Raw genomic sequence first — 12,159 nt, forward strand, 5'->3', positions numbered from 1 at the left:
TCTAGCGATCGCGAAAACGGTTGGTGATCGGATAGCGCCGGTCGCGCCCGAAATTCTTGCGCGTGATCTTCACGCCGGGCGCGGACTGACGTCGCTTGTATTCGGCGATGTAGAGCAGATGCTCGATCCGGTGCACCGTTTCCGCGTCATGCCCACGGGCAACGATCGCCTCCACCGACATCTCGCGCTCGACGAGGCATTCCAGAATGTCGTCCAGCACCGGATAAGGCGGCAGCGAATCCTGATCCGTCTGGTTCGGGCGAAGCTCGGCTGACGGCGTCTTGTCGATGATGTTCTGCGGAATGGCATTCTTTTCCGGCCCGTACATGCCTTCCGGCCGCTCTGTGTTGCGCCAGGCGGCAACGGCGTAGACCTGCATCTTGTAGAGATCCTTGATCGGATTGAAGCCGCCGTTCATGTCGCCGTAGAGCGTCGCATAACCGACCGACATTTCCGATTTGTTGCCTGTGGTCACCACCATGGCGCCGAACTTGTTCGAGATCGCCATCAGAATCGTGCCGCGCGTGCGGCTCTGCAGGTTCTCCTCGGTGATCCCTTCCTCGGTGCCCTCGAACATGGTCTCCAGAGCGGAAAGGAAACCGGTGACCGGCTCCTCGATCGCGACGACATCATAGCGGCAGCCGAGCGCCTTGGCGCAGGCCGCGGCATCGGAGAGCGATTCCTCGGAGGTGTAGCGATAGGGCAGCATCACGCAGTGCACGCGCTCAGCGCCCAGCGCGTCGACGGCAATCGCGGCACAGATCGCCGAATCGATCCCGCCGGAAAGGCCAAGCACCACGCTCTTGAAGCCGTTCTTGTTCACATAGTCGGCAAAGCCGAGCACGCAGGCGCGGTAATCGGAGGCCTCGCCGATCGGCAACGCGGCCACCTTGCCGCCGACGATGCGCCAGCCATCCGCGCCGCGCGCCCATTCGGAAATCGCGACATCCTCGACGAATTGCGGCATCTGGAAGGCGAGTGTCCTGTCGGCGTTGAAGCCGAAACTGCCGCCGTCGAACACCAGTTCGTCCTGGCCTCCGAGCGTGTTGAGATAGACCAGCGGCAGGCCGGTCTCGATCACCTGTTTCAGCACCACCTGATGGCGGACGTCCACCTTGCCGCGATAATAGGGCGAGCCGTTGGGCGAAAGCAGAAGCTCCGCGCCGCTTTCCGCCAGCGTTTCGCACACGCCGAGATCGCCCCAGATATCCTCGCAGATCGGGATGCCGATCCTGACGCCGCGGAAATTCACCGGCCCCGGCATTTCGCCCGGCACGAAGACGCGCTTCTCGTCAAACTCGCCATAGTTCGGCAGGTCGACCTTGTCGCGAATGGCGATGATCTCGCCGCCGTCCAGCACGGCGACCGAATTGTGCCGTCCGGCCTCGCCCTTGCGCGGATAGCCGACGATCACGCCCGGTCCGCCGTCGGCGGTATCGGCGGCAAGCGCCTCGACCGCCTTCTGACAGGCGGCGAGAAAGGCAGGCTTCATCACCAGGTCTTCGGGCTGATAGCCGGAAATGAAGAGCTCGGTCGAGAGCACCAGATCAGCGCCGGCCTGTGCGGCCTTCTTGCGCGCGGCGCGCAGCTTCTCAAGATTGCCGGCGATATCGCCGACCGTCGGGTTGAGCTGGGCGAGAGCGATTTTGAGGCTGTCCATGGCAATTCCACCTTTCAGGTCTGCAGGGATGGACACCATGTTTTGGGGGAAAAATCAAATCGGAAAAAGGCGGCGGCCTGAATAAGACCCGGAAGATGGCCTCAAACAAATCTCTCCCCTTGAGGGAGAGATGCCCCGACAGGGGCAGAGAGGGGGTGAACCCTCTCGGCAAATCCGGCTGGAGGGCTTACGCCCTTTACCCCTCTCTGTCGCTTCCGCGACATCTCCCCCTCAAGGGGGGAGATTGCTTGGTGAACGCTGTCAGCGCGTTGCGGACGACCTTACTCGTTGATCGCGAGCTTCTTTTCCTCATAGGCCGTCTTCATGCGCTCGGCGAGCAGGAAGGCGAGTTCCAGCGCCTGGTCGGCGTTGAGACGCGGGTCGCAATGGGTGTGGTAGCGGTCGTGCAGGTCTTCGCCCGTCAGCGCCCAGGCGCCGCCGGTGCACTCCGTCACGTTCTTGCCTGTCATCTCGACGTGGATACCGCCCGGATAGGAGCCCTCGGCGCGGTGAATCTGGAAGAAGCTTTCGACTTCCGACAGGATCCGTTCGAAGGGCCGCGTCTTGTAGGAATTGAGCGTGATCGTGTTGCCATGCATCGGATCGCACGACCAGACGACCTTCTTGCCTTCCCGCTCGACGGCGCGGATGAGGCGCGGCAGGTGATCGGCGACCTTGTCATGGCCGAAACGGCAGATCAGCGTCAGGCGTCCGGCTTCGTTTTCCGGGTTCAGCGTATCGATCAGGCGCAGAAGATCGTCTTCGGCAAGCGAGGGACCGCATTTGAGGCCGAGCGGGTTCTTGATGCCGCGCACATATTCGATATGGGCATGATCGGCCTGGCGGGTCCTGTCGCCGACCCAGATCATGTGGCCGGAGGTTGCGTACCAGTCGCCGGATGTCGAATCGACGCGCGTCAGCGCTTCCTCATAGCCGAGCAGAAGCGCTTCATGGCTGGTGAAGAAATCGGTCTCGCTCAGCGCATGGTTTTCCGCTGCCGTAATGCCGATGGCGCGCATGAAGGACATGGTTTCGGAAAGCCGGTCGGCGAGCTTCTGGTAGCGTTCGCCCTGGGGTGAATCCTTGACGAAGCCCAGCATCCACTGATGCACGTTTTCCAGATTGGCGTATCCGCCCATGGAAAAGGCGCGCAGCAGGTTCAGCGTCGCGGCCGACTGGCGATAGGCCATCAGCTGGCGCTGCGGGTCGGGAACGCGTGCTTCCTCGGTAAAATCGATGCCGTTGATGATGTCGCCGCGATAGCTCGGCAGGGTCACGCCGTTGATCGTTTCGTTCGGCGAGGAACGCGGCTTGGCGAACTGGCCGGCAATGCGGCCGACCTTGACGACGGGCTGCTGCGCGCCGAAAGTCAGCACGACGGCCATCTGCAGGAAGGCGCGGAAGAAGTCGCGGATCGTGTCGGCGCCATGCTCGGCAAAGCTTTCGGCGCAGTCGCCGCCCTGCAGCAGGAAACCACGGCCCTCGGCCACTTCGCCGAGCGCGCGCTTCAGACGCCGCGCCTCGCCGGCAAATACCAGCGGCGGATAGGTCGCGAGCGCTGCTTCAGCCTCGGCGAGCTTTTCTGCATCAGGATAATCCGGCACCTGAAGAATGGGCTTCTTGCGCCAGCTACCCGGTGTCCAGTTCGTTGCATTATCCATGTCTTTCACCTGTCCTTGCCGTCCGGCTGCGATCAGCCGGACATGCCTCACTCCCGATTTTGGCGCGCTTATAGACGTTTCTCGCTTTTTTGTATACCCGCGCGTCAACCACCCGTCCGACCGGCAAGCAGCGCGTCGTTTTCCCGGATGAAGGCGGCCAGGCGCTCGATCACGGTCCGCACTTCGGGACGGTGTCGGTCATCGTCATTGGCAACGATGAAGAGCGGATGGGTGAGTTCGTCTATGATGCCGCCGACGCGTTCAAGCGCGGGGTTTGCGTCGCCGAGATGAACGGGCAGGACCCCCTGCCCCGCGCCGGCAACGACAAGCCGGACGAGAAGGTCGCGATCCTCCGTCCAGGTGGTGATCGCCGATTCCCGGTTCTCGAAGACCCATCGGTCCGAGGCCGAGACGGCAGCCCCGGTTCCCATGGAAACCCAAGGCAGATCATCCCCCGAAAGGTCATTACGGCGATAGACCGCATAGGCCATGGATCCAGCGCGGCGGACCGCCAGATTGCCGCTGTCGGGCCGTGCGCCAAGAACCGCGACATCGGCCTCGCGAAAGGCAAGCGCCAGCGACGGCGCGGCCGCGGCAAGGCAGATGCGAAAGCCATCCTCCGGCCCCTTGATCCGAAGCACATGATCGGCTGCAAAGCCCGCAAGCCAGCTGTCGACGGCAATCGACACCCAGGGCATGGCGAAGGCCTCGCCATGCCAGTCGGCAATCGCATCGGCCACCGCCTGCATGCCGCTGACGCGCTCGAACAGCACCTCGCCATCATGGGCCAGCCGATAGCCGCGCTGGGACCTCAGGAACAGCGAACGCCCGAGCGTGCGCTCCAACGCCAGCATGCGCCGGCCAATGGTGGGCGCGGACAGGCCGGTGCGCTGCGCCGCGGCGCTCAGGCCGCCGAGTTCGGCGACCACATGAAAAAGCTGGAGATCATCCCAGTTCGGATCCGCCATCGATGTCTGTTCCCGAAATTCGTGAATGCCGGCCCAGTCTACACCAGCGGCAAAGAGGGTGAACCGTTCACGGCTGAAACAGACAGTTCATCCGCGCTTCTACAGCCGGCGTCCGCAACCGCCTAGGTCTTGGAAGCACCGAAATAGGTGCCGAAACGACGGGAGAATCGATATGATTGACTGGCTTTCCATTGCGCGCCGCACGAAATTCAAGCCGCGCCCCTCGCTTGCCGACCCGCTGGAGGGCGAGGACTGGCGGGGACACCAGTGGGCGGCCGCGCTGATCAGCCGCCTCATGCGCCGGAGATAAGACGTCCGGCGCCGTCTGAAGCGCCGGGCTGCCTGCCGTCAGACCCGCTCGCCGTTCTTCACCCGGTAGGTCGGGCTGTACATGGTTACGAGTTCTTCGGTCGCTGTCGGATGGACCGCCATGGTCCGGTCGAAATCATCCTTTGTGCAGCCGCCCTTCAGCGCCACGCCGATAAGCTGCGCCATCTCGCCGGCCTCATGGCCGAGGATATGGGCGCCAACGACCTTTCGGTCGGCGGCGTTGACGATCAGCTTCATCACCGTCTTCTCGTCGCGGCCGGACAGTGTCGCCTTCATCGGCCGGAACTTCGCCAGATAGACTTCGAGCTCTTCATAGCGCTCGGCCGCAACGTCTTCCGGAAGACCGACCGTGCCGATTTCCGGCTGCGAGAACACGGCGGTCGCGATCAGGTCATGATCCGGCTTGGTCGGGTTGTTCTTGTATTCGGTCTCGATGAAGCACATCGCCTCGTGAATGGCGACCGGCGTGAGCTGCACCCGGTCGGTCACATCGCCAAGCGCGTAGACATGGTCGACATTGGTGCGCGAATAATCGTCGACGATGATCGCACCCTTGGCGTCGGTCTTGACGCCGATCGTTTCGAGGCCCAGCCCCTTCGTATTTGGCAGACGTCCAAGCGCCATCATCACCTTGTCGACATTGAAGACGTGGCCATTGTGGGTCTGGGCTTTGAGCCTTCCGTCAGCCGCCTGAGCGACATCGACAATCGTGTCGCGGCAGACAACGCGGATCCCTTTCTTTTCCATCGCCTCACGCAGATTGGTGCGCATATCCATATCAAAGCCGCGCAGGATTTCCGGACCGCGATAGATCAGCGTCGTTTCCACGCCGAGACCGTTGAAGATATTGGCGAACTCCACGGCGATATAGCCGCCGCCGGTGATCGCGATCGATTTCGGCAGTTCATCGAGGTGGAAAGCCTCGTTGGAGGAAATACAGAGTTCGGACCCCGGCATCTCCGGATGCGGATTGGGCGCGCCGCCGACGGCGATCAGAATTTTCTCCGCCGTCACTTCCTGGCCCGACGCACTGAGCCGCAGGCGATGCGGCCCGATGATCTCCGCCCGGCTCTCCAGGATTTCCGCGCCGGCATTTTCAAGTCCCTTGCGGTAGAGCCCTTCGAGACGCGTGATCTCCTTGTCCTTGGCGGCAATCAGGTCCGGCCAGGAAAAGCGCCGTTCGCCGACATGCCAGCCATAGCCTTCCGCGTCTTCGAAATGTTCCGGAAACTGCGAGGCATAGACAAAGAGCTTCTTCGGTACGCAGCCGCGAATGACGCAGGTACCGCCGAAGCGGTATTCCTCGGCGATCGCGACGCGCTTGCCAAGCCCTGCCGCCAGCCGCGCGGCGCGCACGCCACCCGATCCTCCGCCGATAACAAAAAGTTCAAAATCGTAATCGGACATGGGGAGGCTCCTTGTGGCAGTCAAAGTTTTGGAAGAGGTCGGGCCTGAATATGGCAATTTGCGTCAGAAAAAAAAGGGCGAAGACGAAGCAAGGGCGCACATGAGGCGCAAACGCCAAGGGGCGCGCCTTCCGGCACGCCCCTTTTGACTGAAAGCCAGTCGCTACGCCTTACTGGGCGGCCGGAGCCGAGCCCGTCTGTTCCGCGATACGCGCGTTCAGCTCCTCCTGGGCCTGCTGATTGAGGTCGCGGGCTATGCCGCGTGCCCAGATATCGCCGGCCTGGCTCAGTTCGCGCGCGGCGATCGGCCCGTACTGGATGAACTTCTGGCCGAGATCGGAGCTGTAGAACGCTGCCAACTCTTCGAGTTCCTCCTGGGTGAAGATATTGGCGTAGATCTGCGCGCCCTCGTTTTCGAGATCCGCGCGGCGCGGAGCGAGCGCGATCGCCGTATCCGTGACGACTTCATCAATCAGAGAATGATAGTTCGGATAGACCTGCGTCATCTGCGACTGAACGAGATCGGCCTGATTCGGCAGAATCTCGTCGAATTGCGAGTTGATGCCGAGCGCGTTGAGCGCGGCCTTGGCAGCCGCGAGGTGTTCGGGCGATACATCCTGCGCCGCAGCAACGGAAAAGGCGCCAAGTCCCATTACCGTGGCGGCAACGGCCACGGAACGGCCGATCTTGGTGTGAAATCTCATAAAGGACTCCTGTCTACTCGGTTGCTTTGAGTGTACGCACGCCACCGCCGGATGCAACGACGGCAAGCGTCGCTATATCGATAAACAGCCCGTGCTCCACAACGCCCGGGATGATATTGAGCGCCACTGAAAGAGCCTCTGCATCGGGAATGCGGCCAAATGATGCATCGAGGATATAATGCCCGCCATCCGTCATGAACGGGCCATCGCCCGAGCGGCGCAGATCGAGCGATCCGGAAAGATTGAGGCGCGAAGCCGCCCTTTCGATGGCGATGCGCGTGGCGGCAAGTCCGAAGGGCATGACTTCGATCGGCAGCGGAAAGGCGCCGAGCTCATCGACCACCTTGGTCTCGTCGGCAATCACGATCATCGCCTTGGAGGCCGAAGCGACGATCTTTTCGCGCAGAAGCGCGCCGCCGCCGCCCTTGATCAGGTTCAGCGCCGGGTCGATCTCGTCGGCGCCGTCGATGGTCAGGTCCAGTTCGGGCGATTCGTCGAGCGACTTCAGCTCGATCCCGAGTTCGAGGCAGTGGCGGGCCGTTGCCTCCGACGTCGGTACGCCGATGACGTTGAAGCCGTTTGCCACTTTCTCGCCGAGCAACGCGATGAATTCACGCGCGGTACTGCCGGTTCCGATGCCGAGACGCATTCCGTCCTCGACATATTCAAGCGCCGTTTCAGCTGCCTTGATCTTCAATTGACGCGCGTCCATGCGTCACATGCTCCTTCTGATATACGCTAAGGTGTTTACACGCCACAGGCACTAAACAAAAGTCCTTTTGCAAGATGCCCCGGCTTCGGCTCAAATGGATAGCATCGCAGCAAAGACACGAATATTGCAAACCACAATCGAGCGCAAACTTCGTGCCGATTGGCGCGCCGCCGACTTTCGCCTCCCGAACATCGGCAGCAGCGCATCACCGTGGAAGGAAACCGAATGTCATCTCCGCTTGTCATCTTCGATCTGGACGGAACGCTTGTCGACACCGCGCCCGACCTCATCGAAAGTCTCAACCATGCCATCGCCCCGGAAGAGCTGCCGCCCTTCGACATCTCCCAATTGCACCAGCTCGTCGGCAAGGGCGTGAAGGTGATGATCGAGCGCGCCTTCGCGTTGCGCGATGTTCCGCTCGACGACGAGACGTTCGAAGCCTGTTTCGACCGCTTCACCACCCATTACCGCGACGGCATGCCCGGCAAGAGCCGCCCCTATCCCGGCACGCGCGCGGCGCTGGAACGGCTGAAGGGCGAGGGCTTCACGCTTGCCGTCTGCACAAACAAGCGCATGCCGCTGACCATGCCGCTTCTGACAAGCCTCGAACTTGCCGACTATTTCGAGGTCATCACCGGCGGCGACAGTTTCGAATACCGAAAGCCCGATCCGCGCCATGTTCTCAGCACGATCGAGCGCGCCGGCATGCGCCCGCAAAACGCGGTGTTGGTCGGCGACAGCTCCAATGACATTGACGCCGCCAGAGGCGCTGACGTGGCCTGCGTGGCCGTTACCTTCGGCTATGCCGACAGACCGGTGGAAACCCTCGGCGCAAACCGCATGATCGGCCATTTCGATGAACTGACGGCGGCCCTCGTCGAAGAGGTTCTCGGCCGCTGAGCATTACGTAAAAAAGGCGCGCCGGAAGCCCGGGCGCGCCTTTTTCGAGTCTGTCGAACTTTGGAACCGGTCAGCTATTGGCCTTGCGGGCCTGGCTTTCCGCCTCGAAGGCGCGGTTCAGGTACATGTCGCGCTCGTAGACGTCATCATAGTACTGGATGTCGCCGGTGGAATCCGGCCAGGCCGTGAAGTAGCTGACATAGACCGGGAACTTCTCCGGCACGTCGACCGGCATGTTCTCGCCCGTCGCGATATTCGCCTCGATATCCGATTCGGGAACGCCGAGAACGGCGGCCGCCATCTTGTTCGGCTCGGCAAGTCGCACGCAGCCATGGCTGAGTGCACGCTGGTCGCGCTCGAAATAGCTCTTCTGCGGCGTGTCGTGCATGTAGATCGCATGGTCGTTGGGGAACAGGATCTTCAGCTGGCCAAGCGCGTTGCGCTCGCCCGGCGGCTGGCGCACATCGACCATCGGCGCGGCGGCCCAGTTAACCGAGGAAGACGAAACGCGGCGGCCGTTATAGCTCACCTCATAGCCGATCTGGTCGAAATAGGAGGGGTTGGCGCGCAGCTTCGGCAGGTACTCGTTGACGACGATCGAACGCGGGATGCCCCAATAGGGGTTGAACTCGACGGTCTCGATTTCGTCGCGGAAGAAATAGGTCTGGTTGCGCGGATTGCCGACCACGACGCGCATGTCAAAGTTTTCGCCGTTGTCGTCGTGATAATAGGCGCGGTAGGCCGGCTGGTTGATGAACACATAGCGCGGGCCGAAATCCTCCGGCAGCCAGCGCAGGCGTTCCATGGCGGCGACCACCTTCTCGGCCCTGTCGTCATTGGTCTCGACGTCGAAGGCGGCGATCGTTTTCGGACCCACCACGCCGTCGACATAAAGGCCCTGGACATCCTGGAAGTCGCGCACCAGTTCGACCAGTTCCGGCGTATATTCGGTTCCGCCGTCATAGGCGTCGAACACGCCGGAATGCTCCTGGACGAAGGCCTTCGAGCTCTTGCGCTTGATCGCCTTCACCAGGTTTGGCACGTCCTCGTCGGTCTCACCGGGATGAATGTAGTTGCCGCCGCGGAACACGATCGGCTCGACATATTCATGGTCGGCGCGCAGCTCTTTCAGCGCCGTTTTCAACTCCTCGAAGCGGTCGCTCTGCGGATTGTAGCTTTCCATCAGCCCGGCGACGTTCTCGGCCTTGCCAAGCGCATCGATCGCCTCTTCAAGGTCAACGGGATTGCGCTGCAGATCGTGGAATTCCGAAATCCGGTTCGGATCGACGCGGCCGCGCTTGGCGTCCTGCATATAGGTCAGCACCTTGGCCGAGAGCGCCAGTTCGAAGCGCATCAGTTCGGCCTCACGGGCGGCCTCGTCCTCGGCCAGCGCCAGATCGGGGCGATCGACGCTGTAGTCGGACGAATCAAGGCCCCAGGCATCGGCGTCGGCTAGCGTGTCGAGCGCGGTTTCGGCCTTCGGCGTGATCGCGTTATCGGAAACCCAGATCAGCTCGCCGCCATTTGCATAATAGTCCTCGATGGCGGCCGCAACGTCGTCCACGGCTTTCACCCGTGCGTCTGTCAGAAAACGACGCGGATCATTGTCGTCGATCGCGACCATGGTTTCGGCGGAAACCGCATCGCTCATCGTGTCCTGTTCGAGCGAGGCGACTTCGGTATTGGGTGCGTCACCGGCGGGCGAAGCCGCATCAGCAGACGAGATCGAGCCGGTCACGACCGGGTCGCGAATTTCGCTGATCGCGATGAAGCGCATCGAATCAGGCTTGTAGGTGTAATATTTCGGAGGCGCGACCTTCGGGGCCGAATAAGTGCGCTGAACCTGCTGTTGCTGCTGCGGCTGCTGTTCGACGACCGGCGGCCTGTCAGCCTCCTTGTTTCGGCCGCGCAGAATATCCATCAGTGTCAGGGCGTTGGCGGATGACGGCACGAAGGCTGCCGAAACCGCGGCCGCTACGGCCACCGATGAGACGCGAACTAGAAGCTTGTTGCGCAATTTTTCACCCCGTTTGACATAATACCAAGAATTGAGACCACCTTACCTGCAATGTACAGGCCCCTCCAATAACAATTGTGCTATCGGGAAAGACCGGCGCGGCTGTGTTGATGAAAAACAACACAACCCCTCTTAGGGTTCCGGATCGGGGTCGCCTGATTTGAGCATTATCAGCACAGGCTTAACAGCGCCTTAAGCGACATCGCTCCCCCGGGAGCCGCCCTACCCCGGGGCCTCGACCGCCGGAAACCGACCTAAATCGAATAAACTGAAGCGCCTTGTTGACAGATCGGCCTTGACCGCGCGATTGCATAGCCACGCTTTTCCGGCATGACGTCTTTCAAGTGTGCCCCTTCCGCGGGCCGATGCACTGAGGTGGAGAAAACATGACTGATACCCGCACCGAAACCGATACATTCGGCCCGATCGAAGTGGCTGCAGACCGCTACTGGGGCGCGCAGGCCCAACGTTCTCTGGGCAACTTCAAGATCGGCTGGGAAAAGCAGCCGCTTTCCGTCGTCCGCGCGCTCGGCATCGTCAAGCAGGCCGCCGCCAGAGCCAATATGGCGCTGGATCGTCTTTCGCCCGAAATCGGCAATGCGATCGTCGATGCCGCGCAGGAAGTGATCGACGGCAAGCTCAACGACCATTTTCCGCTGGTCGTCTGGCAGACCGGCTCCGGCACGCAGTCGAACATGAACGCCAATGAGGTGATCTCCAACCGCGCGATCGAAATGCTCGGCGGCGAGATGGGCTCGAAAAAGCCCGTTCATCCCAATGACCACTGCAATATGAGCCAGTCGTCCAACGACACCTATCCGACGGCCATGCACATCGCCTGCGCCGAGCAAATCGTTCACCACCTCCTGCCGAACCTGAAGCACCTGCAGGAGGCGCTCGCCGCCAAGGAACAGGAATTCAAGGACATCATCAAGATCGGCCGCACGCACACGCAGGACGCGACGCCGCTGACGCTCGGCCAGGAATTTTCCGGCTACACCGCCCAGGTCGCTTCCGCCATCGCGCGCATCGAACTGACGCTGCCGGGGCTCTATCAGCTGGCGCAGGGCGGCACGGCCGTCGGCACGGGCCTCAACGCGCCGATCGGCTTTGCCGAGAAAGTGGCGGAGGAAGTCGCCGAGATCACCGGCCTGCCCTTCATCACCGCGCCGAACAAGTTCGAGGTGCTGGCCGCCCATGACGCGATGGTCTTTGCCCACGGCGCGATCAACGCGGCGGCCATGGCCTGCTTCAAGATCGCCAACGACATCCGCTATCTCGCCTCCGGTCCCCGCTCGGGCCTCGGCGAACTGGCGCTGCCGGAAAACGAGCCCGGCTCCTCGATCATGCCCGGCAAGGTCAACCCGACCCAGAACGAGGCGATGACCCAGGTCTGCGCCCATATCGCCGGCAATCAGGCGGCCATCACCTTTGCTGGCAGCCAGGGCCAGTTCGAGCTCAACGTCTATAATCCGATGATGGCTTACAACTTCCTGCAGTCGGTCCAGCTTCTGGGCGATGCCGCCCGTTCCTTCACGGACCATTGCGTCGTCGGCATCAAGGCGCGCGAAGACAACATCAAGGCCGGCGTCGAGCGTTCGCTGATGCTGGTCACGGCCCTTGCCCCGAAGATCGGCTACGACAATGCCGCCAAGATCGCCAAGACCGCGCACAAGAACAACACCACGCTGCGCGAGGAAGCCCTCGCCACCGGTCTTGTGACCGGCGAGGAATATGACGAGATCGTCCGGCCGGAACTGATGATTTCGCCGAAATAGGCTTCGATCGACTGAAAATGACC

10 protein-coding genes are annotated in these 12,159 nt (G+C 61.8%); 3 read left to right on the forward strand and 7 right to left on the reverse strand.

Annotation, left to right across the window (positions count from 1 at the left end):
• Position 1: 1 nt before the first annotated feature.
• The 3 genes from FF124_RS14935 to FF124_RS14945 form a co-directional block, all read right to left on the reverse strand.
• On the reverse strand, positions 2 to 1,660 hold the full coding sequence (locus FF124_RS14935; protein WP_138749289.1) for an NAD+ synthase: 1,659 nt from the start codon (positions 1,658 to 1,660) through the stop codon (positions 2 to 4).
• A 281-nt stretch (positions 1,661 to 1,941) separates the two neighbouring features.
• Positions 1,942 to 3,321 (reverse strand): class II 3-deoxy-7-phosphoheptulonate synthase, encoded by a 1,380-nt coding sequence (locus tag FF124_RS14940; protein WP_138749290.1) that lies wholly within the window; start codon positions 3,319 to 3,321, stop codon positions 1,942 to 1,944.
• Between the two features lie 104 nt (positions 3,322 to 3,425).
• The gene (locus FF124_RS14945) at positions 3,426 to 4,289 is read right to left on the reverse strand and encodes a LysR family transcriptional regulator (RefSeq protein ID WP_138749291.1); all 864 of its coding nucleotides are present in this window, start codon (positions 4,287 to 4,289) and stop codon (positions 3,426 to 3,428) included.
• 172 nt (positions 4,290 to 4,461) lie between these two features.
• Here FF124_RS14945 and FF124_RS20595 point away from each other — a divergent pair, with 172 nt between their 5' ends.
• Positions 4,462 to 4,599, forward strand: a complete 138-nt coding sequence (locus tag FF124_RS20595; RefSeq protein WP_187326961.1) for a hypothetical protein — start codon at positions 4,462 to 4,464, stop codon at positions 4,597 to 4,599.
• Positions 4,600 to 4,637: 38 nt separating this feature from the next.
• Here the strand turns inward: FF124_RS20595 and gor are convergent, their stop codons facing one another.
• The 3 genes from gor to rpiA all read right to left on the reverse strand — a co-directional run bounded on the left by gor (position 4,638) and on the right by rpiA (position 7,441).
• Positions 4,638 to 6,026 (reverse strand): glutathione-disulfide reductase, encoded by a 1,389-nt coding sequence (gene gor, locus FF124_RS14950; RefSeq protein ID WP_138749292.1) that lies wholly within the window; start codon positions 6,024 to 6,026, stop codon positions 4,638 to 4,640.
• A gap of 169 nt (positions 6,027 to 6,195) precedes the next feature.
• Entirely contained in the window at positions 6,196 to 6,729 is a 534-nt protein-coding gene (locus FF124_RS14955) for a DUF2059 domain-containing protein (RefSeq protein WP_138749293.1), read from the reverse strand.
• A gap of 13 nt (positions 6,730 to 6,742) precedes the next feature.
• Positions 6,743 to 7,441, reverse strand: a complete 699-nt coding sequence (rpiA, locus tag FF124_RS14960; protein ID WP_138749294.1) for a ribose-5-phosphate isomerase RpiA — start codon at positions 7,439 to 7,441, stop codon at positions 6,743 to 6,745.
• Positions 7,442 to 7,666: 225 nt separating this feature from the next.
• Here rpiA and gph point away from each other — a divergent pair, with 225 nt between their 5' ends.
• Positions 7,667 to 8,341, forward strand: a complete 675-nt coding sequence (gene gph, locus FF124_RS14965) for a phosphoglycolate phosphatase (protein ID WP_138749295.1) — start codon at positions 7,667 to 7,669, stop codon at positions 8,339 to 8,341.
• A 70-nt stretch (positions 8,342 to 8,411) separates the two neighbouring features.
• Here the strand turns inward: gph and FF124_RS14970 are convergent, their stop codons facing one another.
• Positions 8,412 to 10,358: a L,D-transpeptidase family protein gene (locus tag FF124_RS14970; protein WP_138749296.1), complete on the reverse strand. Its 1,947-nt coding sequence runs from the start codon at positions 10,356 to 10,358 to the stop codon at positions 8,412 to 8,414.
• Positions 10,359 to 10,744: 386 nt separating this feature from the next.
• On the opposite strand from FF124_RS14970, the gene fumC reads away from it, so the two are divergent.
• Positions 10,745 to 12,136: a class II fumarate hydratase gene (gene fumC, locus FF124_RS14975; protein ID WP_138749297.1), complete on the forward strand. Its 1,392-nt coding sequence runs from the start codon at positions 10,745 to 10,747 to the stop codon at positions 12,134 to 12,136.
• The last annotated feature ends 23 nt before the right edge of the window (positions 12,137 to 12,159 follow it).

The sequence above is a fragment of the Martelella lutilitoris genome, from assembly GCF_005924265.1.
Classification (GTDB): domain Bacteria; phylum Pseudomonadota; class Alphaproteobacteria; order Rhizobiales; family Rhizobiaceae; genus Martelella; species Martelella lutilitoris.

Coding starts and splice junctions, on each gene's coding strand:
- FF124_RS14935 (WP_138749289.1), bottom strand. CDS start 1,660: ATGGACAGCCTCAAAATCGCTCTCGCCCAGCTCAACCCGACGGTCGGC.
- FF124_RS14945 (WP_138749291.1), bottom strand. CDS start 4,289: ATGGCGGATCCGAACTGGGATGATCTCCAGCTTTTTCATGTGGTCGCC.
- gor (WP_138749292.1), bottom strand. CDS start 6,026: ATGTCCGATTACGATTTTGAACTTTTTGTTATCGGCGGAGGATCGGGT.
- fumC (WP_138749297.1), top strand. CDS start 10,745: ATGACTGATACCCGCACCGAAACCGATACATTCGGCCCGATCGAAGTG.
- FF124_RS20595 (WP_187326961.1), top strand. CDS start 4,462: ATGATTGACTGGCTTTCCATTGCGCGCCGCACGAAATTCAAGCCGCGC.
- rpiA (WP_138749294.1), bottom strand. CDS start 7,441: ATGGACGCGCGTCAATTGAAGATCAAGGCAGCTGAAACGGCGCTTGAA.
- FF124_RS14955 (WP_138749293.1), bottom strand. CDS start 6,729: ATGAGATTTCACACCAAGATCGGCCGTTCCGTGGCCGTTGCCGCCACG.
- FF124_RS14940 (WP_138749290.1), bottom strand. CDS start 3,321: ATGGATAATGCAACGAACTGGACACCGGGTAGCTGGCGCAAGAAGCCC.
- gph (WP_138749295.1), top strand. CDS start 7,667: ATGTCATCTCCGCTTGTCATCTTCGATCTGGACGGAACGCTTGTCGAC.